Origin of the sequence: Pseudovibrio sp. Tun.PSC04-5.I4, assembly GCF_900104145.1 — a bacterium.
Classification (GTDB): Bacteria; Pseudomonadota; Alphaproteobacteria; order Rhizobiales; family Stappiaceae; genus Pseudovibrio.
Genome location: NZ_FNLB01000008.1, coordinates 96,828 through 122,518 on the forward strand (window position 1 = coordinate 96,828; position 25,691 = coordinate 122,518).

The 25,691-nt window shown below is 49.4% G+C and carries 17 protein-coding genes and 2 pseudogenes; 6 read left to right on the forward strand and 13 right to left on the reverse strand.

Features of this window, described 5'->3' with window-relative positions; translation table 11 throughout:
- Nucleotides 1-3: 3 nt before the first annotated feature.
- The gene (locus BLS62_RS28060) at nucleotides 4-1,137 is read right to left on the reverse strand and encodes an efflux RND transporter periplasmic adaptor subunit (RefSeq protein WP_093190220.1); all 1,134 of its coding nucleotides are present in this window, start codon (nucleotides 1,135-1,137) and stop codon (nucleotides 4-6) included.
- A 1,328-nt stretch (nucleotides 1,138-2,465) separates the two neighbouring features.
- The gene (locus tag BLS62_RS28070; RefSeq protein WP_093190224.1) at nucleotides 2,466-3,065 is read right to left on the reverse strand and encodes a helix-turn-helix domain-containing protein; all 600 of its coding nucleotides are present in this window, start codon (nucleotides 3,063-3,065) and stop codon (nucleotides 2,466-2,468) included.
- A gap of 297 nt (nucleotides 3,066-3,362) precedes the next feature.
- Here BLS62_RS28070 and BLS62_RS32390 point away from each other — a divergent pair.
- Nucleotides 3,363-3,566: pseudogene (locus BLS62_RS32390) on the forward strand (IS6 family transposase); the annotation flags it as partial.
- A gap of 68 nt (nucleotides 3,567-3,634) precedes the next feature.
- Here the strand turns inward: BLS62_RS32390 and BLS62_RS28075 are convergent.
- Genes BLS62_RS28075 through BLS62_RS28085 form a run of 3 tightly spaced genes read right to left on the reverse strand, consistent with a single transcriptional unit; the run spans nucleotide 3,635 to nucleotide 6,417 of the window.
- A complete protein-coding gene (locus tag BLS62_RS28075) occupies nucleotides 3,635-4,408 on the reverse strand; it encodes a glycosyltransferase family 25 protein (RefSeq protein ID WP_093190226.1) in 774 nt (257 codons plus the stop codon).
- A 13-nt stretch (nucleotides 4,409-4,421) separates the two neighbouring features.
- Nucleotides 4,422-5,345 (reverse strand): alpha-1,2-fucosyltransferase, encoded by a 924-nt coding sequence (locus tag BLS62_RS28080; protein WP_093190228.1) that lies wholly within the window; start codon nucleotides 5,343-5,345, stop codon nucleotides 4,422-4,424.
- A 40-nt stretch (nucleotides 5,346-5,385) separates the two neighbouring features.
- Nucleotides 5,386-6,417 (reverse strand): glycosyltransferase family 10 domain-containing protein, encoded by a 1,032-nt coding sequence (locus tag BLS62_RS28085; protein WP_093190231.1) that lies wholly within the window; start codon nucleotides 6,415-6,417, stop codon nucleotides 5,386-5,388.
- Between the two features lie 326 nt (nucleotides 6,418-6,743).
- Here BLS62_RS28085 and BLS62_RS28090 point away from each other — a divergent pair, with 326 nt between their 5' ends.
- From BLS62_RS28090 to BLS62_RS28100, 3 genes are read left to right on the forward strand one after another with little or no spacing between them, the layout of a single operon-like run.
- On the forward strand, nucleotides 6,744-7,691 hold the full coding sequence (locus tag BLS62_RS28090) for a GDP-L-fucose synthase (protein ID WP_093190233.1): 948 nt from the start codon (nucleotides 6,744-6,746) through the stop codon (nucleotides 7,689-7,691).
- Complete coding sequence (gene gmd / locus BLS62_RS28095) at nucleotides 7,688-8,752, forward strand: GDP-mannose 4,6-dehydratase (protein ID WP_093190235.1); 1,065 nt, start codon at nucleotides 7,688-7,690, stop codon at nucleotides 8,750-8,752. The genes BLS62_RS28090 and gmd overlap by 4 nt, the downstream gene beginning before the upstream one ends.
- Nucleotides 8,753-8,782: 30 nt before the next feature.
- Nucleotides 8,783-9,565: a DUF1647 domain-containing protein gene (locus BLS62_RS28100; protein WP_143521627.1), complete on the forward strand. Its 783-nt coding sequence runs from the start codon at nucleotides 8,783-8,785 to the stop codon at nucleotides 9,563-9,565.
- Nucleotides 9,566-9,967: 402 nt separating this feature from the next.
- On the opposite strand, the gene BLS62_RS28105 is transcribed toward BLS62_RS28100, so the two are convergent.
- The 5 genes from BLS62_RS28105 to BLS62_RS28125 form a co-directional block, all read right to left on the reverse strand.
- Nucleotides 9,968-10,591, reverse strand: coding sequence for an amino acid permease (locus tag BLS62_RS28105; protein WP_093190240.1), 624 nt, complete (start codon nucleotides 10,589-10,591; stop codon nucleotides 9,968-9,970).
- A 301-nt stretch (nucleotides 10,592-10,892) separates the two neighbouring features.
- Entirely contained in the window at nucleotides 10,893-12,641 is a 1,749-nt protein-coding gene (gene sulP, locus BLS62_RS28110; RefSeq protein ID WP_093190242.1) for a SulP family inorganic anion transporter, read from the reverse strand.
- 88 nt (nucleotides 12,642-12,729) lie between these two features.
- Nucleotides 12,730-14,403 (reverse strand): bifunctional protein tyrosine phosphatase family protein/NAD(P)/FAD-dependent oxidoreductase, encoded by a 1,674-nt coding sequence (locus tag BLS62_RS28115; RefSeq protein ID WP_093190244.1) that lies wholly within the window; start codon nucleotides 14,401-14,403, stop codon nucleotides 12,730-12,732.
- Between the two features lie 29 nt (nucleotides 14,404-14,432).
- Nucleotides 14,433-15,317 carry an MBL fold metallo-hydrolase gene (locus BLS62_RS28120; RefSeq protein WP_093190246.1) on the reverse strand — a complete coding sequence of 295 codons (885 nt, stop codon included), beginning with the start codon at nucleotides 15,315-15,317 and terminating at the stop codon, nucleotides 14,433-14,435.
- Between the two features lie 90 nt (nucleotides 15,318-15,407).
- Nucleotides 15,408-15,620, reverse strand: coding sequence for a YgaP family membrane protein (locus BLS62_RS28125; RefSeq protein WP_093190248.1), 213 nt, complete (start codon nucleotides 15,618-15,620; stop codon nucleotides 15,408-15,410).
- A gap of 375 nt (nucleotides 15,621-15,995) precedes the next feature.
- On the opposite strand from BLS62_RS28125, the gene BLS62_RS28130 reads away from it, so the two are divergent.
- Nucleotides 15,996-17,198 carry a glycosyltransferase family 29 protein gene (locus BLS62_RS28130; RefSeq protein WP_208991276.1) on the forward strand — a complete coding sequence of 401 codons (1,203 nt, stop codon included), beginning with the start codon at nucleotides 15,996-15,998 and terminating at the stop codon, nucleotides 17,196-17,198.
- A 15-nt stretch (nucleotides 17,199-17,213) separates the two neighbouring features.
- Here BLS62_RS28130 and BLS62_RS28135 read toward each other — a convergent pair whose 3' ends face one another.
- The 3 genes and pseudogenes from BLS62_RS28135 to BLS62_RS28145 form a co-directional block, all read right to left on the reverse strand.
- Nucleotides 17,214-17,888 carry a Crp/Fnr family transcriptional regulator gene (locus BLS62_RS28135; protein ID WP_093190251.1) on the reverse strand — a complete coding sequence of 225 codons (675 nt, stop codon included), beginning with the start codon at nucleotides 17,886-17,888 and terminating at the stop codon, nucleotides 17,214-17,216.
- Between the two features lie 463 nt (nucleotides 17,889-18,351).
- Nucleotides 18,352-19,590, reverse strand: a complete 1,239-nt coding sequence (gene ltrA / locus BLS62_RS28140; protein ID WP_200798628.1) for a group II intron reverse transcriptase/maturase — start codon at nucleotides 19,588-19,590, stop codon at nucleotides 18,352-18,354.
- Between the two features lie 520 nt (nucleotides 19,591-20,110).
- A pseudogene (locus tag BLS62_RS28145) lies at nucleotides 20,111-20,703 on the reverse strand (IS6 family transposase); the annotation flags it as partial.
- Nucleotides 20,704-21,209: 506 nt separating this feature from the next.
- On the opposite strand from BLS62_RS28145, the gene BLS62_RS28150 reads away from it, so the two are divergent.
- Nucleotides 21,210-25,124 carry an autotransporter domain-containing protein gene (locus BLS62_RS28150; protein WP_093190256.1) on the forward strand — a complete coding sequence of 1,305 codons (3,915 nt, stop codon included), beginning with the start codon at nucleotides 21,210-21,212 and terminating at the stop codon, nucleotides 25,122-25,124.
- Nucleotides 25,125-25,691 lie beyond the last annotated feature (567 nt).

Here is a 25,691-nt window from a genome sequence, read left to right on the forward strand (position 1 = left end):
GTTTCATTGGGTTCGTGAGATTAGAAGCGTGGCTCTTGCAGCCATGTTGGGACGCAGTGAAGGAGGAATCTCATCAAGTTTGATGGAGACACGAACCGTTCCGCGTTCTTTTGAAAAAACGGCCGCGATCTGCCTGACCTGCCCTTGGAAGGTTTTGTCAGGCCAGGTGTCGAAGGTGATTCGAGCAGGCCCGCCGATCGTCAACTGACTAAAACTTCGTTCGGCAATATCAACATCAACAATGAGGCTTTGTGGATCAAACAGCCGGAGCAACGCATCCTGTTGTTCTCCAGAGGTCATCATGCCCGGTGCTGCAGCGACGGTCGCAACTTGCCCATCAAAAGGGGCTCTGGCGACATGATCATTGAGATCGTTTTTCGCTGCAGTAAGCTCAGCCTTAGCAGCGATTACCGCTAGCTGAGCGAGTTGCAACTCCAATTGTGCGGAAGCAAGGGAATGTTGAATGTCGGTTGCCGCCGTTCGAGGCACAACATCGCGCTCAACAAGTCGACGTACTCTGCCAAGCTTGTCAGCATAAAGCGCAACCGCCAACTCTGCTTTCTCAAGTTCAAGTCGGGATTTTCTGAGTTCGAGCTCAGCTTCGCTTAAGGCCTCTTTTGCCCCGCGGTCCTCCAGAAGGAAGAGGCTATCTCCTTTCTTTACAACCGCCCCTTCTACAATGTTCACCCGTGCGATCTGACCTGGAAGAGGAGCACCTAGAATTACATCCCGTTTAGCTCGTGAGTAACCAGATCCTATAATCTGCTTCGGAAGGACAGTAGGTGGTGAGAGCATGTTTGCAGGATTGGCTTGCGTTTGCGTGCGAGCCGTCTGCGGTGGGGAGGCAGCAGACAGCTCCAGGTTTACCGATGGGGCATCATCAGAAAGCACATGGGCCGTCTTAACCTTCACCATCAAGCTCTGGGCAATTTCTGTGCCGGCCCCAGTATAGAGCATGCCAGCAACTGCACCCAACCCAAGTACAAGAGTCGCGCGCCGAAGCCAGAACGATTGGCGGCTGGCGTTTTCACTGTGAGTGCCGCTCTGTCCTACACTTGTAACATGGTCACTTGACTCAAGAGACAAAGATTTAAGTTGAGCGGCGAGTTGGGTGATGTCTGTGTCATGTGCTGTCATGCCACTAACATGCTTGGTTATATCTTTTAGAACGTCCTAGATAGAGTTTTACTGTTACCTACAACACGAATTGATACCTTCAACCGATCGGAAGCCAATTTCCCAGCACCAAGGTTTCCTGCGGGGAGACAGTCCATACAACTGTTATTGTTAGTTATTTTGGGTCTCGCCAAAGTTAAAACACAATCAAACCAGAGCCAGGACCGATATTCACTCAATTTGTCCAACATCACGATGCCGGCCTTCACTAAGAGTGATCTAGGCCGCTCAATCGAGACGTTCATATTGTTTTTCAAATGGTATCAACACCCCGTGTGAACCCATTTCTCTTCCACGTCGCGATATCTTTAATACGGGCAAAAATATCGAGCACTACCGGCATTACGAGCTGACCAATTGGCTTCCACACCAGCGCTGGCACTGCAATGGATCAAAGACAAGCGGTTCAACGCGGAAAATTTTCCGCATCTCCATACCGTGTTATTCTGCGGAGAAGTCCTATCAAAATCTCTGGTCTCGCTTCCCGAACCTAAAAATAATCAATACCGATGGCCCGACAGAATGTACGGTTGCGGTCACTTCTATTGAAATAACGCCTGACCACTTGGAAGACGAAAGCCCCCTCCCCACCGGTCAGGCCAGGAACGCAACTTTATCGAGCCTCCCCGGAGGAGAAGGCAGGCGAACTGGCAATTAAGGGGAAATCTGTGGGCTTGGGTTACTTGGGAGATCCAGAAAAACAACGCAAAGCCTTTCCCGCCATCGATACTTACATGACAGGGAATTGGGGTACTGCAGTGCGAGGGGCCATTGGTATTTCGAAGGCCGAAAGGACCGGGAAATCAAGCTCAATGGATTTCGTACTGACGTGAACATCGTGGAAAGCGCAACCCGCGGTTTAAGCGGGGTGAATGACGTTGTTGTTGACCTACACCCAAATAGCCACCATTTAAGCGCATTCGTCCTTGGGCAGGATAGCCCTTCAGCCTTTGAGGGCATAGCGCACAACTTAGCCGGAGTTCTGGATGACAATATGGTTCCTAGATACTGGTATGGGGCCCAGGATTTTCAACTTAATGCCAACTCCAAGTTGGACAGAAAGCTATTTGTTCAAGATTTACAGCTTGGTCAGCCTATTATACACATCCCCAGTTCGATTACAGCAAACGGCACCGCTCCATAGAATATGGAAAAGCGTGGGTGCCATTTGACATCAAGCCAAAGCACTCACTTCGGTGGGACATATTTGCGCAAGTCCCCAGTCCGTATTTTGGGAAATCTCGGTCTGGAACTGGCGCAAAATACTCGGCCCTGGAATGTCTTGGCACCTACGCCATTCGCTTGGGTTCATACCCACAATCCTCTGGAATTCTCTGGAATTCTCTATTGAAGTTGGATTTGGTATTGAAGCCAACTTCATAAATAACTTCAGTGATAGAAACCGGCTTTGTTTTTAAAAGATGAGCGGCCTCGGTGATCCGGAAAAGATTGATGTATTGCGAAACGTTGATGGCGCGCTGTAAATTGACCGCAGTTGAAATTTGCCGTGATGGAATAATCAACTTCCGTGAAAGCCGGTCTAGGCTCAACTCAGGATCTCGGTAGAGCTTCCTTTCAATAATCACTGCATCCATCTGTTTCAAAAATTCTCGAATTTCCCAGATGTATTCAGGCTTTACGTCAAGAGCGGCAGGCTTATTCTCCGGATTATCCGCCTCAATCGACTTTACATAAATCTGAGTATTTTCATTTGCGGAACTCACATTCACGAAAATAACAGCGACCGAAAGGCACAACAAAATAAAGGTAGTGGAAACCCCTACTATATGGGGTGCAAAACGACCTGTATTGTTTGCAAGATCATATGAAACGGCAACATCAACCAAAGCAGACATAAGAAGCCTGGAACCGGCGATGATGAATGCCAAGGTTCTGTCGTAAATTTTCCCAACTACTAATATCCTGCCATTTGCACGGCCGGAACGCGACAGCGAAACTTGTCAATATCAGTCAATTTTGAAAGCTGTCATTATCCAAAATAAGCGGGTCTTTATGCAGCGAAATAGGAAATCTATTGGCACAAACAGCACACCAGACAAGGTTGTGATTGACAAGAGCGGTGCCAATCTTGCGGCATTATTATGGATAAATGTTATGTTAAAACAACGCCTGATCAGATTCTGCAGGTGAAGTATTTCAATATCGTCATTGAACAGGATCGAAGAGCATACCGTCCAGCGAGAAAGCGGGAGAAAATGAAGGGAGAGTTTAAATCACCCCGGTAAGCGCAACGGTTTTTATCTGCCTACGGTCAGATCACCACTATCTTCCGTCCCTGCCGTTACAAACTTTCTTCTCGTCCCTTCCGTCATGCAAGGGCTGATGTTTTCAGTCTAGGGAACGACAGTACAGCAGATATGACGGCATAAAATCTGACCTGACTGGGTCTTTGCAACTCACCCCAAACAACTTGGCAATGTCCATCAAACAGACCGAGTTAGCATTTGTTTTTCTTTTTTTGCGTCTGTGTTCTCACTATATGGTAGAGGCAACCAATCAACCCAAACTCATTCAGGCGATAGGATAATTCAGCAATCCTGTTGTTTGGCGCATCCATAAAGCGTTTACGCGCTGGAAGATCCCGTTTGCCGGATAACTCATCAATACTTGAGTCAAAAATATTGGAGGTAATTGGAGCCGAAAGCACGCCATACGTCTTTATTTTATGTTCCCATGGGCGGCGTAAATCCTCATCGATCGCACGCTTCCTCAAACCTGCATATTGTAAGAATTTTTGCGCCCCGGCTCTGTTTATCAAGTAAGCGCCTGTATTGTTGGGGACTCTCCAATAGGTAACTATTGCGGAACTGGCCCCAAATTCGGAAACAGTTTCAAAAGAGGATTTAGATGGATTACTCAGACGGATGAGTTCCCAATCTTCTGGCAGTTGATCCAGATTAGAGAGAAGTTCCCCAAATACTTCTTGGAATATGAGATCGTCTTCCAGAACGAGGACCGGTTCATCTATGGCGTCATCAACGATGCGCTGCAAGATACGCAGGTGCGTAGCGTAGCATCCTACTTCCCCATTCTTCAGTGCGCTCTTTACTTTTCCGTCTGTGCCGAGGAAATAACCTTTTAGCTTGTCCGGGATGTCCAGCCCCAAACAGGCTGGAATACGCTCGTATTCAAGTCCCTGCGCTTTTATTTCTGCGTCCATGTATTGCAAGCGATCTGAATCTCTGTCCAGATTTATAAGAAATACTTTCATTCTACTCTCGTCTTTATAATCTTATCCATTCGCCTGGACATATGTCCGCAGTATACCTGCGTTTCATTTCTTCAGGTGCAAACCAGTTCTCAGGTGCAATAACCTGCTTTTCCGGGTTTGCGTTTAGCCACGCTCCCCACCAGCTAAATGAACTATTTGCAATGATGTTATGTGTGCATTGCGACATCAAATAGAGATCATGATAGCGATTGCCGGTATCGACTAGAATGCGGTTGTCCCAGCTGCTGGTAAGCTTGTCAGCTTCTTCAAAATCATCACTAAATATAACAAACCGGCAGTTACCGAAACGCTCTTCCATCAGGCTTTTCGCGCTATTGTAAAAATCGTTCCCAATTAGCCCGTGAATCTCTAGCGTTTTGGGAATTTTGGCATAATCGCCACGGCGGATATGGACTGATACAGTGGGACCATTGGTTACGTCACTTAACAGATCTTCCGCAATGTCCTTGCGCAGATGGTCGAGCGAAAATTGTTTACGTAGGTCTTCGGCGCAGTCTTCAAAATACCTCTCTGACTGGTAATAACCTTCGATATAGGTGCCTTGCTCAATGGCATTAATCGCCGGATTATACTTGAGGTCTGGATAGGAAAACCGAGTTCCCGGCCATGTGCTTGTTCTTGCCTTGCGCTGACTGCTGAGTTTGCGCCACAGTTTTGAGAGGCTACCCTCCTGAAATACAGGAGCATCCCATTGTTGTGTTTCCAACGAAAAGATATCTAACCCAAACGAAGCATGTTTCTGCTTTCCCCCACCATCTATGTGGAGCAAGAGCTGTTTACCCAACCGTTGAGCTTGCGCATAACCAGCTGCGTACTGGAACATCTGGTTTCCCAAGCCTGCAAAAATACGCAGGCACACAAAATCAGTATAATTCATCTGATCGATGGTGATGGATGGTAATCTAATATCAGGCATTGGGGCTCTGTAACTGGTTATTAGCTATGGGTTCACTGGATCATCCGCGTTCAAACAAATGGACTGAAGCTTTCCAGAGCAAGCTCTTTAGCTTCTTGTGGGAAGGCATTATCTTTTGTCGGAGTGTCTTGTCTGGCCAAATTATCTCCACTGACTTACCGAGACTTGGGAGCATTTCGTTGCCACGTTCTGCTGCAATCTGAGAGCAAAGAGCGAAGAAATTGTATTTGTTCATAAGCAGCGTTTTGTTGTGCTTCTGCGCAGCTTTGGCTTCCGGCGCATCGCCTTGCTTTTCGTCTAAGAACCTTACAACATTCTCAACAGCCCGCTTGGGAGTTGAGATGTCAATATCCAGGATCCCACGTTTGTCGAAGTCGTCAGTTGCGTGCTTGCCGCCTGCATAAATAGGGAAGGCTCCACCAAGAATAGGGTCTGCTAGTTTTTCCGACCAGTAATGAGGGTGAAAGCTGTTCTCCAACGCAAGGTGGTAGCGAGACCTAGCAATAACCTCGGATTTGTCATCCAGTTGTTCAAAGCCCCGACCATAGATTTTAAGGCGATCCCCAAGGCGGTCCTTCAGGACCTCCAAAAACCGTAACCGTCTTATCTGGTTTTTCGTCAGCGTCTTTTTTGAGCAAATAGCCGTGATCTCAAGGTCACGCTCTTTGTTTCCATCAGCTTGAGCAAGATCGCGCCACTCAAGCACAACTTCCGGCTCCGTACCACCTCCAACTTTCACACCGTAAAACCAAGGCAATGCGGTCTGGCTCAGGTAGAGAGCGGCCCCCACCTCGGGTATCGAGTAGAACGAACATACTGTCCCAAACTGCCCAAGGTAACTTTTGGGAATAGAAAAGACCTCAGGTGGCTCTGTTACAAACAGTATCCGTCGTTCTTTTGGAACCCTTGTCACCAAAGGTTTTTCATGGCGGTCATAAACTACAAGCCAGTTCGCAGTTTCGCCTTCATCTTCCAGCTTAAAGGTGTGCTCATGCCACACACCGTCATTGTGGGGGGTTTGACGGAATATCCAGCGATCAAGATGTGGCGACGAAATGTGAAAAATAGCCATGTTGGGATTTTACTACCTGAGACTTTTGCCGAAGGAGATGAGGCAGACTGATACACAGGAAAACGCCATTTGACCAGTCTATCTGCAATATTTCAGCGGGCATTTGAGGTGCCTTCTACAGGCAAATTAAACTTTTTCATTGCCTCGGTTGCAAAATGCCCAAAATCTACTATTCAGTGAGTGAATGAGAGCCCGTTAAGCGCCTTGATCTTGAAGATCTATATAGGCGCTAGTTCATTTATAGCTGGCTTTATATAACACGAATTCTGAGCAGTTACCGAGATTGTCATTGGTGCTTGGTTCAGCAAAACTTGAGTAAGACGCTGATGAAATATACCCTTTCGGGAAAGCGCGTATATGTGGCTGGCCATAAAGGTATGGTTGGTTCTGCTTTGCTACGCGCGTTAGAAAAAGAAGAGTGCGACGTTATAGTCGCAAATCGCGATCAGGTTGATCTGACGGCGCAGGCGAGCGTGGATGCCTGGATGCAAAAACAGCGTCCAGATGCAATCATAGTTGCGGCGGCAAAGGTTGGCGGTATTTATGCAAATAACACCTATCCTGCTCAGTTTCTTTACGAAAACCTCATGATTGAGGCAAACTTGGTTCACTCTGCCTATCGTGCAGGTGTTGGTAAGCTTCTCATGCTTGGGTCGAGCTGCATTTATCCAAAATTTGCGGAACAGCCTATGCGTGAAGATGCACTGCTTACTGGTGAGCTTGAGCCTACCAATGAATGGTATGCCGTCGCTAAAATCGCGGGTATTAAGCTCTGTGAGGCATATCGCCGCCAATATGGGTGCGACTTTATCTCCGCGATGCCGACCAATCTATTTGGTCCGGGCGACAACTTCCATCCTCAAAACTCTCACGTACCCGCTGCTTTGCTATCTCGGTTTCACGATGCAAAAATCAATGGTCTTGATACCGTAGATGTTTGGGGCACTGGTATGCCGCTTCGGGAGTTCATGTATGTGGATGACCTTGCCGATGCCTGCGTATATCTGATGAAGAACTATAGTGGTGAGGATTTTGTCAATATCGGCAGTGGTCAGGAAGTCAGCATTGGTGAATTCGCGCAACTTGTTGCACAGACAGTCGGTTTTGAAGGCACTATCAACTTTGATAGTTCAAAGCCCGATGGAACCCCACGCAAACTACTAGATGATACGAAGCTTCGAGCTCTTGGTTGGACTTCCCCAACCTCACTTAGTGATGGCTTGGCCTTTTACTATGAGTGGTTTAGAAACAACATGGAAAGCCTGAGAAAATGACAAAAACCGCTTTGATCACCGGTGTAACAGGCCAGGACGGCGCATACCTTACTGAACTGCTTCTCTCAAAAGGCTATACGGTACACGGCGTAAAACGCCGCTCATCCTCTTTCAACACGTCTCGTATCGATCATCTTTATGTTGACCCGCATGAAGGTGAGGCTAAGTTTCGTCTTCATTATGGAGATGTGACAGATTCAACTAACCTGATCAGGCTTGTGCAAGAAACACAGCCGGATGAGATTTATAATCTCGCGGCGCAAAGCCATGTTCAAGTAAGCTTCGATACCCCAGAATATACCGCGAATGCGGATGGGATCGGCACACTTCGTCTTCTGGAAGCGATCCGCATTCTGAAGATGACAGATAAAGTACGGTTTTATCAGGCCTCTACCTCTGAGCTTTATGGCAAAGTGCAAGAAGTGCCACAAAGTGAAACAACGCCTTTTTATCCGCGCAGCCCTTATGCGGCGGCTAAGCTCTATTCCTATTGGATTACGGTGAACTACCGCGAAGCCTATGGCATGCATGCCTCCAACGGCATTCTGTTTAACCACGAAAGTCCACTGCGAGGCGAAACATTCGTTACTCGTAAGATAACTCGTGCTGTTGCTGCCATTCATCACGGTACGCAGCAGTGTCTGTATCTCGGCAATATCGATGCTAAGCGCGATTGGGGCCATGCAAAAGATTACGTTGAGGGTATGTGGCGCATCCTTCAGCAAGACACATCAGATGATTACGTTTTGGCAACTGGCGAAACGCATTCTGTCCGTGAGTTTGTTGAATTGGCCTTCGCTAAGGTTGCTATTACGATCAAATGGCAGGGTGAAGGCGTGGAAGAAACGGGCATCAATGTTGAAAGCGGAGAAACTCTCGTTCGGATTGACCCACGCTACTTTCGACCGACAGAAGTAGAACTGCTACTCGGTGACCCAACAAAAGCATACAAAGTACTTGGCTGGAAGCACACAACAGCTTTCAAGCAACTTGTCGACGATATGATGGAAGCTGATTTGAGGGATGTAACCTCCCATCAGAATGACGACGGTTTATCCTAGCAAAAGGCTATCGGTTAGTTTCGCTGGTTTTTGAATAAAATTAATGAACTGGGCCGTTGCAACTATAAATCAGCCTCAGCTCATTTCGTAAATACGGAACAAGAAATGCTGCTAGATTTATTGACAAAAAGCTATCGCGGAGAACTTCATTTTGTTACCGCTGTTAATAGTAATTTTCTGGAAAAGCTAGAGCAACTTATTTCTAGTATTCGCCGGTTTGAACCGACTTCTCGTATTACTACTTACGACTTAGGCCTCTCTGAAGAAGAGAAACATAAACTAGTGGGGCTTGTCGACAGTGTAGAGGCATTCAACTTCGCTAATTACTCGGATTACTTCGACATCAATGTCAATGCTGGGGAGTATGCTTGGAAGGCAGTAATTATAAATCGCGAATTAGAAAAGTCCGGTACTCCTATTTGTTGGATGGATTCACGAAACATTCTCACTGGCCGGCAGAATGTGATACGTCGAAGTTTGGGCGCGAGAGGGTACTATTTCACTGGATCAAATGGCAATATTGAGAAATGGACGCATCCAAGTATGATCGAATACTTGGGATTGGACCTTGCCGTTATCGGACAGAAAAGGAATATTAACGCTTGCGCATTGGCATTTGACCCGAATTGCGATCCTGCTAGGTCTTTGGTGAGAGAATGGGCTCAGCTCTCTCAAGTAAAAAATTGTATTGCACCAGAAGGCTCTAGTCGTGAGAATCATCGACAAGATCAATCTTTGATTACAGTACTTGCCTACAGTCGAGATTTACTAAAAAAGCCGAATAAGAATAGAAACTTCCTTATACACCAATAGTAATAAACTAAATTTCTAACAAAACTTAGGTGTAGTTGGGTTGACCAAATAATCGGTACCTGTTTGGCCACAACGGTTATGCGGGCCATCTCTTCACGTTGAGACGGCCTTAGTCTTTTTTTCCAAGAGCTCAGTTTTCAAAAGTTCGTTTTGTGAGCTGGGCTCGCGTACATTTTCTTGAACTGGCGCAGCTCATCCTCCGCCTGCTTCATCGTCAGGATCATTGGCGCTTCAAGGCCATCATACTTCGAGCGACATTTGTAATAGGAAGCCGCTTTCTCCCTGTTCTAAAAGCCTAATAATCGACGCGCCGTTGAAACCAAATTTTTTCATCAAATCAGCCCTCAATGTGGGGCAATACTAGCTCTATTTGTAACTCAAGCGATTTCAGGGGCATTACTTTCAATCCTGAAGCTTCAATCTCGGCCCTACTGAAAATGGATAGTAGAGTGTGCCTGCCGCAAAAAAACCTAGCGCAAAAAACGTAGCAGTCAGGTCATAAGCAAAGCACGACGTTAGCGCCAGTATCGCGAGTACTATGGATACGCTTGCCGTCATAGAGCCGCCCGGTGCTTTATAAGGGCGGTTCAAATCTGCGTGTTTTCTCTTCAGAAGAATGTAACTAATGCTCTGCAAAGCGTAGGAAAGGGTTGCTCCAACCACGGCAATGTTGATCATCCTGCCCCCCTCCCCAGACAAGGAGCACAGAAATCCGATTACGCCCGGAATGATCAAGGCCCAATGGGGCACTTTTCGGGAACTCACTGAGGACATAAAACGGGGCAAATACCCTTCTCGTGACATGGAATACACCAGCCGGCTATAGCCAAAAATGATAGAGAAAAACGAGGCAATCAGTCCAGCAAGCCCCACTAGATTCACAAAGCTGCTGACAAAAGACCGCCTGCCATAAACGTAGTGCAAGGCATCCACCAAGGGTGCGCCAAAGGTGCCAACTGCGCTCGCGGTTGCCGCGCCCGGTACAATGAATAGGATCAAAAACCCACTCAGGACCAGAAAGGACATAGTTCCAACCCGCGAAACTACCGGAGATCACGTTGGAAACACCCAGTGTCGCCAACAAAAACCAACCCGCAGCCCCTTTTTGAAGCTGATGCGTTTCTACAGTTTTCATGGATATGCTGGCCTACTCAAATGAGTGCGAAAACAACTCGGTCGCCTATCAGCTTACACCTGCCGTCAGGGTTCCGGACACCTAGCAATTGTCTCTGGGGAGGTCAGATTTTATCAAGGCACTTGGCAAACAGCAAAAACCCCGCGGCATCCACCACGGGGTTTTCTTAGGTCTGCCTGAGTTGGGGGATTGTCAGGCAGATGCTTTTTCAACTGGTGAGCTTGTGAGCGGCGCCAGCTCTTCCTGTGCGTGGAATTGAGAGAGGAATACTTGCCCCGTCAGATCCTCAAGGAAATGCGAGCGTTTCAGGCGATCCATAACGGGACCTTTCACCTCAGATAAGTGCAGTTTAATGCCTGCATCTTCGAGGCGGTGATTGATCGCTTCCAGAGATTCCAGCGCGCTCAGATCCACCTCATTCACCGCAGAGCATTGCAGCACCACATGCTGAAGCGCTTCATCGCCCACCGCGCGGTCGTAGATGTAATCTTCCAGAAAACGAGCGTTGGCAAAGTAGAGGCTCTCGTCAATGCGAATGGTCAGCATTTCCGGCTTTGTCAGCACCTCATGGCGGTTGATATTGCGGAAATGCTCAGTGCCCGGCACAAGGCCAACCTCGGCAATATGTGGACGAGAGGTTTTGTAGAGGTAGAGACCAATAGACAGGAGCACACCGGCAGAAACACCTGTTTCAACGCCAAAGCCAAGGGTCAGCAGAATGGTTGCTGAAACAGCCGTAAAGTCAGATTTGGAGTAGTTCCAGCTGTGTTTGAGAATGCTGAAATTCACGAGGGAAAGCACAGCAACAATGATTGTCGCGGCGAGCGTTGCCTTCGGGAGAAAGAAAATCAGCGGTGTTAAGGAGACAGCTGCAATGGCCAGACCAACCGCCGTATAAGCGCCTGCTGCTGGGGTTTCAGCCCCTGCATCAAAGTTCACCACGGAACGGGAAAATCCGCCCGTAACTGGAAAGCCTCCGGTGAACGCTGCGCCAAGGTTTGCGGCACCAAGGCCAATCAGTTCCTGATCCGGGTCAATACGCTGGCGCTTTTTTGCAGCCAGAGTTTGCGCCACAGATACAGATTCCACAAAACCGATGACGGAAATCAGCAAGGCGGGCACGAACAGCGAACCCAACAACTCACTGGAAAAACTAGGCATGGTTAGCGGTGGCAGGCTCTGCGGTACAGCACCAACAATCTTCACGCCAGACTGCTCCAACCCCAGCAACCAGACAACAGCAGTGGTAACAACAACAGCAGCAACCGGGCCAGCTTTGGTGATGACATCTGCAACGCGGGGTTTTGCACCCATGCCTAACAGCAGGGGTTTGAGCCCTTTGCGAACCCAGAACAGAAACGCGGTGGCACAGACACCAATCACCAGCGTAACCCAGTTGACCTCGCCCAGATGCGAGCCGATGGAGATCACAATCTCAACCAGCGTATGGCCTTTTGCATCCACACCCAGAATATGTTTGAGCTGGCTGCTGGCGATCAAAACACCGGATGCCGTGATAAAGCCCGCAATAACGGGATGCGATAGGAAATTGGCAAGAAACCCAAGCCGGAACACGCCCATCAACAGTAAGATACCGCCGGAAAGCATGGCGAGGGTAAGCGCTGCAATTGCGTAACCCGCTGTTCCGCTTTCAGCAATCTGGCCAATGGAAGCGGCCGTCATAAGCGAAACAACAGCAACTGGCCCAACGGCCAACGCGCGGCTGGTTCCAAAAATCGCATAAAGAATAATGGGCAGGATCGAGGCGTAAAGCCCCATTTCCGGTGGCAAACCAGCAAGTAGAGCATAAGCGAGAGATTGCGGGATCAGCATGATCGTCACAATCACGGCTGCAATCATATCATTGGAGAAACTGTCTTTATTATAGTTTCTGCCCCAATCAAGAACGGGCAGGTAACGCCGAAAGGCCGAGGAGAACATAGATCTGCCCTTAAAGTACTTTGAGTAATCGGGGGACCGCATCCCCGGACATGTATTAGCATTTTAACGATGGTTGCACATGTGTATTTTAGCTAGCGCTAACTTTCTCAGGTTTTGCCATCCACTCTTTGCCGCGCAGCATCGCCCTCCAATAAACCGGAGGTAAAATCTGTTCCTTCAGAAACCATGCGGCACGGGTTGGTTGCGTGCCGTCGATCAGCCATTTCGGGAAACTTGGCAGCAGAGTTCCACCGTACCCGAATTCCGCCAAAACGATCTTGCCGCGTTCAACAGTCAGCGGACAGGAGCCATAGCCATTGTATTCAGCAGGTGCAGAACGGCCCTCGATATCTGCGACCAGATTGTCCGCGATGATTGGCGCTTGCATACGGGCTGCGGCAGCTGTCTTCGCATTTGGCGCATTCATCACGTCCCCCAGAGACCAGATGTTGTCGTAGGATTTATGGCGCAGTGTGGCTTTGTCAACATCCACCCATCCAGCAGCATCAGCCAGCGGAGAAACGCGGATAAAGTCCGGTGCGATTTGGGGTGGGCAGACGTGGATCATGTCGAACTCCACTTCAACCCGTTCCACCGGAGTGTCCGGTTTTGCAACATCAAACCAGGCTTTTTTTGCAGGGCCATCAATGGCAACCAGATTGTTGAAGAAGTTCAGATCTGCATTGTACCGTTTGATGTATTTTTCCAGTGCAGGCACGTATTCCTTCACGCCAAACAACACACCACCCGCGTTGTGGAACTGGATGTCGATGTTCTTCAGCACGCCTTGTCTGCGCCAGTGATCACCCGAGAGATACAGGGCTTTTTGTGGTGCGCCCGCGCATTTAATCGGCATTGGTGGCTGCGTGAAGAGCGCGCGGCCCTCCTTCATTTTGCTCACCAGATCCCACGTATAAGGCGCCAGATCATACCGGTAATTGGAGGTAACGCCGTGTTTGCCGAGCGTTTCCACCAAGCCTTCCACCTTGTGCCAATCCAGCTTGAGGCCCGGACACACAACAAGGCGTTTGTACTTTACAACACGGCACCCATCTAAAATGACCGCATTGTCCTGCGGTTCAAACGCGGCCACGGCTGACTTGAGCCAATGAACACCGCGCGGAATAAGAGAGCCCATGGTTTTGGCGGTTTGGGCGGGCGTGAATATGCCACCACCGACCATGGTCCAGCCCGGTTGATAGTAGTGAATATCAGCGGGATCAATCACCGCGATTTCAAGATCGCTTTTGCGGGATTTTAAACTGGCGGCCACAGCAATACCGGCCGCCCCGCCGCCAACGATCACAACATCGTACGACGCATCAGCACGATCCGTTGGCGTTTTACCGCCATTGGCAATGCGGCGCACAACGCCTGCCATGTCATAACCAGCGGATTTGGTGGCAGCTAGAATATCCGCAACACTCAAGGCATCAGACTGGCTGAGCGACCACAGCGTTGCGCAGCGTGTACCAGTGCGGCAGTACGCCAGAACCGGCTTAGGAACTTCCTGCATCATGGTTCCAAAAGCAACGGCATCCTCATCCATCACCTTGCCGGAAACAACAGGCAAGTAACGGGTTTCCAATCCCAATTTTTTCGCTACGGCTTCGATTTCATCAAAAACTGGCTGATCTGCACCTTCCCCGTCCGGACGGTTGCAAACAATTGTGCGAAAGCCAAGATCGGCAATTTTTTGTAAGTCATCAGCAGAAATTTGCGGACTCACAGAAAGTGTCGCAGAAATACTTCTAATATCCATAGTAATGCCCCCCCCTCAAGACAATCCTATTAAAGTGCGTTAACTGGTACCTTAAGCACAGGATTCCCATCCTTATCCGTCGGCACTTCGCCAGCACGCATATTCACCTGCAAAGATGGAATGATAAGCTTTGGCACAGCCAACTGTGCATCACGTTCAGTGCGGAATCTGATGAAATCGTCGCGCGAATGCCCTCGGCCAACGTGAATGTTGTGCTCTTTTTCTGCCCCAACGGTGGTTTCCCACTCAATGTTGCGGCCATTTGGCCCGTAATCGTGGCACATGAACAAACGCATTTCGTCAGGAAGAGAAAGCACCTTCTGAATGCTGTCGTACAGCACAGCAGCATCACCACCGGGGAAATCAGCCCGAGCCGAGCCACCATCCGGCATAAACAGGGTATCACCCACAAACGCGACATCACCCATCACATGCACCATGCAAGCCGGGGTGTGACCGGGAGTGTGCAGAGTAACAACCGTCATCTCGCCAATCTGGTAGCTATCACCATCCTTGAACAACTGATCAAACTGGCTGCCGTCGCGCTGGAATTCAGTGCTTTCGTTGAAAACCTTCCCAAAAACTTCCTGAACGATCTTGATGTTCTCACCAATACCGATCTTGCCGCCTAACTTTCCTTGAATGTAAGGTGCTGCCGACAGATGGTCTGCATGAACATGGGTTTCAATCAACCATTCCACACTCAGGTTATTACCCTGAACATAGGCGATGATTTCATCTGCATTGTCATAGGTGATGCGACCGGCTGCGTACTCGATGTCCATAACGGAATCGATGACAGCAACAGCATCCGATGCAGGATCTTTCACCACATAGCTGATTGTGTTTGTTGCCGGGTCAAAAAATGCTTTTACATCCGGCTTAACAGCCATATTCACTGGGTAATCCGTCATTATTTCCTCAAGTATCAAAAAGTGCGCGCAAGGCGGTCGATGGGACTGTGCATTATTTTATGTTTTAAATTCAACCGCCTGCGCGATCACTTAGGTCCGGCAGGTCTTAATCCCAAAGATTGAGTAGAGAGGGCAGACCCGCATCACAGACACCAAAAGCATTACAGCGCCAACACCAATGGAGCCGAAAAAGAAGAGTGGCTGCGCAAACAACGCGAAACTCGTGGCAAATGGCAGTGCAATCAGCACGATGCCAAGAATGAAGCGAAAAATGCGATCGATGTTTCCGACGTTAGCAGTCATGTCTCGTCCTCCAGGTACGTGGCACAACGGATATCTGCTCTTTAACGAGGCTTCAGTGACGAAGTCACCAAACTTGGAAAAATTCTAATGTTTCTTCTCCCTACCAAAAGAGTGAGAGGAAAATGTGTTTGTGGCACTGTGCACTAGATATAGCTTTTAAATGCAACGAGTTAGGTATCTCCCACAAACCGTTTCTATCTTCGCGCAAACGTAGATTTGTGAGAGGTTTTTGTCTCTCCCAGATTATTGGCAGGTTCGCGATCAGCTTTAAGAGGTTAAGCTAGGGAACCATAAACTTGAGCGTTGGTGAGCCAATCCATTTGGCTGAGCAGGCCTTTCACTAATCCGCACGCTCACCAGTTCTGGGAGACGAATTTGACCGAGGTAACTGTTCAGAACAAAAACTTGTATGCTGAGCTTCACATGATCAGTCCGGGTTACGGTTCATCCTCTTCACTTCTGTTAGATATCATTCTCCCCATCGCAGCAGATGCAAAACCTGAAACAATTCTCGATTATGGATGTGGTAAAAGTTCGCTGGTGGAAGAGGTTGCAGGCAAGCTGCACTGCAAAGCCCATCGCTATGATCCTTGCATTGAGGAATATAGCCGGATTACGCAAGGCCGGTTTGATCTCGTTCTCAACACAGATGTTCTGGAGCATGTACCCGAAACGGAACTGGATTCTGTGCTGGCAGATATAAAAAGCAAATCAGATAAAGTGATCTTCCATATACCCACAGTACATGCCGCCGCCATCTTACCTGACGGATCCAACGCCCATTGCACCGTACGACCCTCGCCATGGTGGATACAAAAACTCACCGGGTTTTTTGAGTATATTGAGACCTTCCGCAGCACCTCGAACGACGAGCAATTCTATGTTACATGGCCACTTTCTGAGGACGCGCGCAGCAGCTTAAAGCGCGTGTATCGTAAGCGTAGGCTGGCCAATTCAATATCCAAACGCAAGCACGTCCTCGCTGTGCTCAAGCGCAGACTATTTGAAGGCTATGTTTCAACCGCTGAATTGCGGAAAGACATCGCTGGCAAGCGGATTGCCGTTGTTGGCAACGCCCAATCGCTTAGTGCAGGGAATCATGGGTCAGAAATAGATCAGCACGATCTGGTTATGCGTCTGAATCGCTGCGTCATTCCTCACACCCGCACCCATGGCCAAAAGATATCCTGGGTTGTGACATGTCAGGAATTCCCCAAGGGTTTCGTTTGTTCCAAAAGAATTCAACGCGTTATTTGGACCCACGCCAGCAAGGTGTTCTCTCTGCCCAAATGGCTCTCCCATCACACAGGACTGGTTTACCTCCTGCAAAAAAGCCAACTCAGTCGCTATCACGCTCGTATAAACTGGAAGCCTAGCACTGGCTTTCGGTTATTGTGCCTGCTTGAAGAACTGGGAGGATATGACCAGATCAACATCTACGGTTTTGACTTTTTTGTAACGCCAACCAACACCAATCACATTGAGTGCGAAGAGGCGCGCAGGAACCATAATTACACAGGCGAACGAGAGGAGGTCATGAACTGGATCGCCAGAGACCCCCGCGTTACGTTGAAATAACGCGCCACTCTCACCTCAAACTTCAGTCGCGGCCAACTTCTCTAACCCTGCCCGGTCGATAAGCTCCACAGCTCCGCGGGATTGCGTGACCCAGTCGCGGCGTTGGAATTCGCGAAGTTGACGGGAGATCACTTCGCGGGCAGTGCCCAGTTCCGCTGCCATTTGCTGGTGTGTTGTCGCAACTGTATTGCCCTCGCCAGCCAGCTCAATCAGCTTTTGCGCTAGGCGAATATCCATGCGCTGGAACGCGATCTCTTCAATCACGAGGAACAGATCGGTGATACGTTTGGAATAGGCGGAGAACACGAAGCGGCGGAAGGTTTCGGACTGGGCGATCAAATCATCAAACACCAACCGCGGAATAGCTACCGCCTGCACATCAGTCTCAGCAATGCCCTCAGCCGAGTAATCCTCATAGGCCAGCAGGCAAGCCGTGGTCAGTACGCAGCTTTCTCCTGCATGAACGCGGTAGAGAATGATTTCGCGGCCACCCTCGGAGAGCTGTTGCACACGTACGCAACCGGAAAGCAGAAGGAGCAGGTTTTCCGGCGCTTTACCGGGTCCGAAAATCACCGTATCTTTGGGAACCGACACAATCGTACTGCGGTTGATCAAGATTTCGCGGATATGGCTTTTAAGCTGTGAAAGCCCCCGAAACTGATCAATCCAGCTTGTCGCCGCAACACTCATGAAACATCCCTTCCCAGCAATATGTAGAATCTTTTTCTACTTTTTGCGAAAACTTTGCAAGAACTAGTTGAATATCAGTGGTTTATTCGATCAGTGAAGGACTTAATCTGGAAATTTCTTTTCGCTCGAGTGGTAATCCCTCCCCGATATTTAATCGAGTTTAAAAATGGAGATGAAGTTGCCTCATATTGAAGACCGACTTGATGAAAAAATTTCATTTTAGCGACGTGCAGAGGTTGTGTCGCAAAGTTTTTGTTTGGGCGCAATGCGCCTATGACGTAGATACAATTATCCCGCGAGCACCATGAACTGACGGTATGCAGGAACGCATTGCTGCCCCAGTTGGCCTTTTCTAATGATGTCGGCGGTTTCAATACCATCAGTCGAGTAGGCCGGGGGGATTTCACCCCCAGCCTCTCACAGAACCGTACGTGAACCTCTCAGCTCATACGGCTCTTCCTGTTCAGCCAAAGCGATACAGTTTCCAATGCACAAGCAACTCTGGGGATTGCTTACGCAACCGCCCAATGAATGCTTTGCTCTGTCGGTAACTACGTCGCAGCTTCTTATATTTCTGCCGAGCCCATCTGATCAGCGCAAATTCGAGCAAGTTATAAATGCGAGAGAGTTCCCGCCTGCCGAAATGTCCATAGTACCCTATCCACCCAGCCACAACCGGGTTCAGCACACGCGCAATATCTTCAATAGAACGCCCGCTCCATCTTTGAAGTTTCCACTTCCTGATGACCGTACCGATCCGTTTAAGAGCCTTGCGACTAAGTGCAGGTGTATATCCAATGGATACCATTCCATGCTTTGGCATGACCCGTCTTGGCCGGAAGGTGAAGCCTAGAAAGTCAAAACTGATCTCAGGATAGGCTCCCTTACGGTATCTATCCTTACAGTAAACAATCTTAGTTTTCTGCGGGTGGAGGGATAAGTGGCATTCCTTCAAGCGTTGCTCTAACGCTTCCAATAGTGTTTCCGCTTCACCTTGAGAAGCACAATGGTAGACGCCATCATCCGCATACCGTTCAAAACGAACCTGCGGAAAGTGACGGCTTACCCAGACATCGAGCGCATAGTGCAGAAACAGGTTTGCCAGCAAGGGGCTTACAACACCACCTTGTGGCGTACCGACAGTTCTGCTTTCTGTTGTTCCATCGGGATAGACAACAGGCGCTTTCAGCCATCTCTCGATGTAAAGCAGCACCCACTTGTTCTGGGTGTGTTTCTTGACTGCCTTCATCAGGAGATCATGATGAAGGGTATCGAAGAACCCCATTATATCCAGATCCACCACCCAGTTATACTTCCAGCAGCGCTGCCGGGTCTGGCCAACAGCATCGATTGCTGACTTTCCAGGCCGGTAAGCATAGGAATTGGGATGGAAGATTGGATCAATCTGCGGTTCCAACACCAGTTTGACAACCGTTTGAGCCACCCGGTCTCCCACTGTGGGAATGCCAAGGGGTCGTGTGCGGCCATCATCTTTGGGTATATCCACCCTGCGAACAGCAGGCGGAAAATAGGAACCTGACGACATCCGATTCCATATCTTGTACAAGTTCTTCGGCAGATCAGCCTCAAACTCTTCCAAGCTTACAAGATCAATCCCATAGGTTCCTCTATTGGCTTTAACTCGCTTCCACGCTTCCCAGACAAGCTGTTTGGAAACATCGAAGGGCTTTGTGTTTGTCATTAAGTCATCCCGTTGCCGGTTGTTTAATAATTTCCACTGAACAGGGCAGCCCCTTCGCTCCGGGTCCATTAAAGACCTTTCCTCACTACTACGGACTGCTCCGCCCCTGTGCCCGGTCTTGGTACTCAGGCTCTTGCAGGTCCTCTGCTTGAGCTTCTCCCTTAGCACCCGGACGACAGGTTCTCACGTTCCGTGCATAAGCCTGTATCAAGGTCGCGCCGTCTTTATGCCGGATGCCGCTCAGCCAGTAATCAGGTAGCCGCTGAACTAATCCCAACTACCCACTTGTAGCTGGTTTTGACATCATCTAGCCATTTCGACACCTCATCAACGGTTCACTTGCGTTCGCCTCCTTTGATACGCACCTGACATTTCTAGAATGCCTTTTCCTTAACGCTCACCACCATGGCTCTTAACCACAGCAGCTTAAGGTGGTTTGGAACCTCCTCCTGAAAGACGGTTCCGAGGGGCCTACCCTCATCTTACACACAGTTCGTCTCCGAAGAGACTTCGTGACACACAACGTGGCCTTGGCAGAGTGGAAGGCCTTAAACCCCATAGTCGGTCCGGTTAACCACTTGATGAACCGTTGGTCCTGCTCAATGATCCTGTTGAAGTCTTTGACCTGAAGGATGTCGATGAACGCCCGCCAGTTGCCTGTGAGGAGCAAATAAAAATTGATATTTGTCAGCCCAGCACGATTGGCTCCGCTCTTGTCCATGACAACTTTCTCCGGCAGGCGATTGCTGCCAATAGCGTTTTCAAAAAAAGTCGTAGCCGCAGCCTCATCGCGGGTCGTTGAGAGCATAAAATCAACGGTATCCCCATGCTCATCAAGGGTACGATACAGGTACACCCATTCGCCCTTAATCTTGATATACGTCTTGTCCTTCCGCCAAGAGGTGTCCACTTTGCGTTTTTATTTTCGGGCCTCTACTGCAATCAGCGGCGCGTACTTCACACCCCAGCGATTAAGGGTGGCCTGATCAACCTCAACACCCCGTTCCTCCACGACTTCTTCAAGATCGCGGTAGGAACGGCATAGCGAACGTAGAAAAACACCACATACAGGGTAACATCTTTAGGATAGTGGGTACCTTTTAAGCTGCTCAAAGCAGGAAACCTTGGAGCGTGAAATTGGAGCGAACTCTTCGAAACTGAAGAGGAGGAAACTGCAAATCGACCAAACTTTGCGACACTACCTTAGACAGCATGGTAACCTTGGCAATGAGGCTGGCGTGCTTTTCCTGTTCAACAGGACCACCTTCGGATAGATTAAGCTCAATAAAAATGTAGTATTTTACTATTTTATACTGATCAATTACTGCATAATTTACATATTCATCACCGTTAAATACTATTTAACAAATAAAAGCTCTATTGATGCATATACTCGATTCAATCATTATTACTGAAGTGAAAAAAATATTGCGTATCACCTCATGATTACTCAATTGAAAGCAGCGACTTTGTGTAACGCGAAGATATCCTAACAGATTACTGATGCGATTATCTGTGCTGAGGTCGTACGTATTCTAAGTACGTTCCTCCGTGAAGACTTTGCTCGATCGAACAACGGTCTCAAAACTGCTGTAACTGGCAAATGTGTGAGGGTTGAAATGTGGTACGGCGAGTGTCTTCTCGGAACAACTGCACTTGCGGGTCTCACTTTTACCTGCCTGATTGGTCTCTCAGTCAATTTGGCTAATGCTCAGGAAATTGTGACCGGTACCGTAAACGTTCCGCCAGACATCATAGATGCGACCAATGGCATTTATGTGGGGTTTGGGACTGACGGAACGCTAAATATTTCCAACTCCGAAACGGTTAACTTCAGCGACTTCGTGGGTATTGGACAGATCAATGCCAACGGAGTTGTGAATATCACTGATAGCGCTTCCATGGTGCAAACCGGTTCAGTCTTTTCACTGCAAATTGGGACTACTGCAAATCAGGGAACTCTCAATCTTTCAAACAACGGCAGTTTCCTTGCTTCGCCAACCAGCATTGTCATTGGCAGCGGCGGGACGATTAATGTCGGCGGAGAACTCGGTAATGCAGCAGCAACACCTGGCATAATTGATGCCCGAGATCTAATTTTCTTCAATGGTGCAACAGTTGTTTTTAACGCGATCAGTAGCGGGGGAGAGCATCTGATTGCTCAATTAGCCTCTTCCGAAGACGGCGCTGGCGATATCTATTTTGAAGAAGGAACCACGCGACTTACATCCAACAACAAGTTGTTCCGAGGTAAGATGAACGTGGATGAAGGAGCAAACGTCGAATTCATCACCACGAACTCCGCCGGGAATGGGCAGTTTGAATTTACCGGCGGCAGTATCACCGCGATCGGAAGCACAACCATCAATGGCGACATTCTGGTCGTTGACGGACCAGAGTCGAGTGACGCCAACTTCATTAGCACATCCTCAGGAAACTTTGTTCTCGCTGGAGATATATCCGGCACCGGAGCCATCCGCTTTGCTGGCAATGGCACGACCACACTGACAGGAAACAATTCGTGGACTGGCGGAACAGATATCGATGGTACTGAAGTTATATTCTCAAGCAGCTTAAATCTTGGCAGCAGCGCAATTGAACTGAACAACGGCCATCTCACGTTCAATGGCAGCACAGCCACGATCACCAACCTCATTGATCTGGATGGGACGTCCGCCATCGAAGTCGGCTCTGGCGATATCCTTGCCATCGACAACGATATCAGTGGCTCCGGCAGGCTGAAGAAACTCGGCACAGGGTTGCTGGTGCTGGACGGTTCCGGCAGTAACTTTAGTGGCGGGCTCGATTTGGCGGAGGGCACAGTCCAGTTTGAAGCCGCCGCAAACATCGGCTCAGGAACAATCATCTATTACGGTGGCGACCTGATTTTTGTTTCAGGGTCAGATACTTCGATTGCGAACAACTTTGAAATGCACAATGACGGAACACTTGATGTCATTGCCGGGCGCACTCTTACGCTGACAGGCAACATCATTGACGGCAGCTCAGCAGGTGCACTCACTATTGGTTTCGGCGGCACGGTTGACCTGCAAGGCAGCAATACATTTTCCGGCGGGCTTATTGTTCAGGAAGACAGTTCCGTCGTGTTCTCTGATTCTGATCGCCTTGGCAGCGGGACTGTCACTCTAAGTAACGGAAACTTGCTCTATACCGGTTCTTCGAATGTAAACTTCTCAAATCTTTCGCTCGCCAGCAGCACCAGCAATACCATCGACATCGATGATATTGCTGTCGATATTGAGATATCCTCCAACTTGTCTGGCTCCGGGAGCCTTTTACTCGACGGCGGGAACTCCAACACACTTTCCGGCACAAATGGCTCATGGACAGGCGATTTATCTCTCACAGATACAGAGCTGAGATTCAGTTCTGCTGAAAATGTCGGCAATGGCAATGGCACCATCACATTAAACTCATCATTCCTGACATTCACCGGAGGCAGTACGGTTACACTTTCCGATGTTGTTTTTTCTGGCGCGGGCAATGAGGTTAGCGCCACCGACAGCATTGGCATCATCAACATCATGTCGGGCCTGACTGGAGCAGATCAAATCAAGTTCACTGGTCCAGGAGAAGTCAATCTGCTTGGCGACAACTCCGGTTATTCAGCTGATATCGAAATTGACAGCGGCTCCGTTGGTCTGGAAGGTTTTTCTACTTCGGCTATTGGTTCCGGTAATGTCATCTTGAATGGTGGCAGACTGTCTTATTTGGGTACAAGTGCTGAGGCAGTTGACACAACCACTTTGCAAGTAAGCAATGCGGCGAACGCCATCGACATAGCGAACCTTGGCGCTGCCCTCACCTGGACGGGGAACGCTTCTCCAGGCGGAGGTACTTTTGAGAAGGACGGTGCAGGTACACTTATTCTGTCAGATGGTACGAAAGACCTGCAAACGACGACCATCAACGGCGGCACGCTGCAGATCGGAGCATCCTCAGCCGACACCTCTGAGCTCGGAGGAGATTTAACCATCAACTCCGATGGCACGCTGGCAGGTTTTGGAACGGTAGACGGAACGGTCTCTCTTAACGGCGGCACCATTTCCCCCGGCGCCTCATTCGGCAGCATCACTCTGGGCACCTTGGATGCCACCGCAACCGGCGGCACATTGGATATCGAGGTCGGCTATGATGCCAGCACCGGCGGTCGTTCAGTTGACCAAATCTTGATTGCCGCTGGCGGCTCAGCTGATCTGACCAACATTGCTCTTAGCCTCACCCCGGTGATGGGACCGAACCCCATCCGCATCGGCGATGAATTTGTTATCATTGACAGCCCTTCAACCACCGGCACCTTCTTATCCGTCAGCCACGACATGTTCATGTTAGATGTGAACGTGCTCTACGGCATCCCGGGAGAACCAGAGGATGTGGCCATCCAGTTCATTCGCAGCTCCAACAATTTCGAAAGTCTTGCAACAACACGCAACCAATATGCAGTGACCTCCGCGCTCGACACCACAAACGAAACGGGAGACCTGTTCTCTCAACTGGCTCCGCTCACTAACGTCCAGATCGGGGCTCTCCTCGATCCGCTCTCGGGCGAGATCAACGCTTCAACCCGTGCCATTTTGCTGGCCGACAGTCGCTTTGTCCGTCAGGTGGTCAACGACAGGCTCTACAAGGCCCACAGCGCTTTTACCGATGAGGTTGATGATGAGGACACCTCCACCCGCCGCGTCGGCCCCTATGCAATGTGGGGACAGGTCTATGGCAGCTGGGGTGAGTTCTTCTCGGACGGCAACGCCCGCACCACGGGCAGAAGCGTCGGCGGCTTGCTCGTGGGAGTGGACGCCTCGGTCTACGACATGATGCAGGTGGGTGTATTCACTGGCTTTGGCCGGACTTCTGTTAACATCAGCTCCATCGACGCTTCGTCAGACAGCGACACCTACACTGTTGGTGCTTATAGCAGCATCAACCCGATTGATGCAGTTCAGCTGCGCGGCGGCGTTGCAGGCACGTGGTACAGCATCACCACCGATCGTGATATCAACTTCGCACCTGAAGAGCGCCTCACATCGGATCAGTCCGCAGGCTCTTTGCAAGTATTTGGGGAGCTCGGCTACACCTTCTCCAACGCCTACGGCAATCTAGAGCCATTCGCTGGCATCGCTTATGCCTACCTCTCCGGCCCCGGGTTTAATGAAACAGGCGGCGTCGCAGCCCTGAAGGCAGACAGTCAATCAAACGACCTTACCTTCGTCACCCTTGGCACTCGCGGAGAGTTTGACCTCTCCAACTATCTTTATGGCGACACCCGCTTCGTTGGTATGGCAGCATGGCAATATTCCACGGCTGATACGCTGGATTACACCCAAAGCTTCATAGACAGCGGCAACCCGTTCACAGTTGCCAGCGTGCCAATCGCCCGCAACGTGGCTCTGCTCGAAGTGGGTCTGGAATCCAACCTTGCCAGCAACATCCAGTTCAATCTCAACTACTATGGTTTACTGGCTGACGAAGCGGTGGACCACGGCGTCAACGCTCGTTTGTTCATCAACTACTAGAGCGAGGCAAACCTCTGACCAATGCGACAGCTCCGTGAATTTGGGTCATGAAACGGGCTCGAACGTCGGGCGCCTAGGGGCTGTAATTATTGAGTTGGCAATGCCCGTTGGTCCATTTTTTGTCCGTGCTTCAACTGAACATATCGCGCTCCCAGCGAAGACGTTCTCATTCTTCATAGGCAGATGGCAAGCTCTTTACTTGCATCCTCATGTGTCCTGCCAGTAAATCAGGATCCGTAAACTCCCTAATCCAGTCGCGCAGGGTTGAACGTGTTGCCCTATAAAGTTCTCTGGTTCTGAACCTGACAAAAGTCCCACCAACGTTCCCAGGGCAGTCCAGTTGTTGCTGGTCTCAAAACTGTTTTCGCAAAAAAATGCTACTCCACAGGATTTTAGAGGCTTTCACAAACTACCGAGCCACACGACTTTGTTTATCGAGAAGTTAGGGGTAAAAAGGAGCGAAAGAACAAAATACGGATGAACTAGGTACCTACAAAAAGCCTTACCCTTCCGAGGAAATTGCATTAGCAACATAGTGAGGATGTGTTACACGAGGACAGTTAACCA

Coding starts and splice junctions, on each gene's coding strand:
- BLS62_RS28075 (WP_093190226.1), bottom strand. CDS start 4,408: ATGAAAGTATTTCTTATAAATCTGGACAGAGATTCAGATCGCTTGCAA.
- BLS62_RS28085 (WP_093190231.1), bottom strand. CDS start 6,417: ATGGCTATTTTTCACATTTCGTCGCCACATCTTGATCGCTGGATATTC.
- BLS62_RS28060 (WP_093190220.1), bottom strand. CDS start 1,137: ATGACAGCACATGACACAGACATCACCCAACTCGCCGCTCAACTTAAA.
- BLS62_RS28125 (WP_093190248.1), bottom strand. CDS start 15,620: ATGACTGCTAACGTCGGAAACATCGATCGCATTTTTCGCTTCATTCTT.
- sulP (WP_093190242.1), bottom strand. CDS start 12,641: ATGTTCTCCTCGGCCTTTCGGCGTTACCTGCCCGTTCTTGATTGGGGC.
- ltrA (WP_200798628.1), bottom strand. CDS start 19,590: ATGACAAACACAAAGCCCTTCGATGTTTCCAAACAGCTTGTCTGGGAA.
- BLS62_RS28105 (WP_093190240.1), bottom strand. CDS start 10,591: ATGTCCTTTCTGGTCCTGAGTGGGTTTTTGATCCTATTCATTGTACCG.
- BLS62_RS28150 (WP_093190256.1), top strand. CDS start 21,210: ATGTGGTACGGCGAGTGTCTTCTCGGAACAACTGCACTTGCGGGTCTC.
- BLS62_RS28115 (WP_093190244.1), bottom strand. CDS start 14,403: ATGGATATTAGAAGTATTTCTGCGACACTTTCTGTGAGTCCGCAAATT.
- BLS62_RS28080 (WP_093190228.1), bottom strand. CDS start 5,345: ATGCCTGATATTAGATTACCATCCATCACCATCGATCAGATGAATTAT.
- BLS62_RS28120 (WP_093190246.1), bottom strand. CDS start 15,317: ATGACGGATTACCCAGTGAATATGGCTGTTAAGCCGGATGTAAAAGCA.
- gmd (WP_093190235.1), top strand. CDS start 7,688: ATGACAAAAACCGCTTTGATCACCGGTGTAACAGGCCAGGACGGCGCA.
- BLS62_RS28135 (WP_093190251.1), bottom strand. CDS start 17,888: ATGAGTGTTGCGGCGACAAGCTGGATTGATCAGTTTCGGGGGCTTTCA.
- BLS62_RS28090 (WP_093190233.1), top strand. CDS start 6,744: ATGAAATATACCCTTTCGGGAAAGCGCGTATATGTGGCTGGCCATAAA.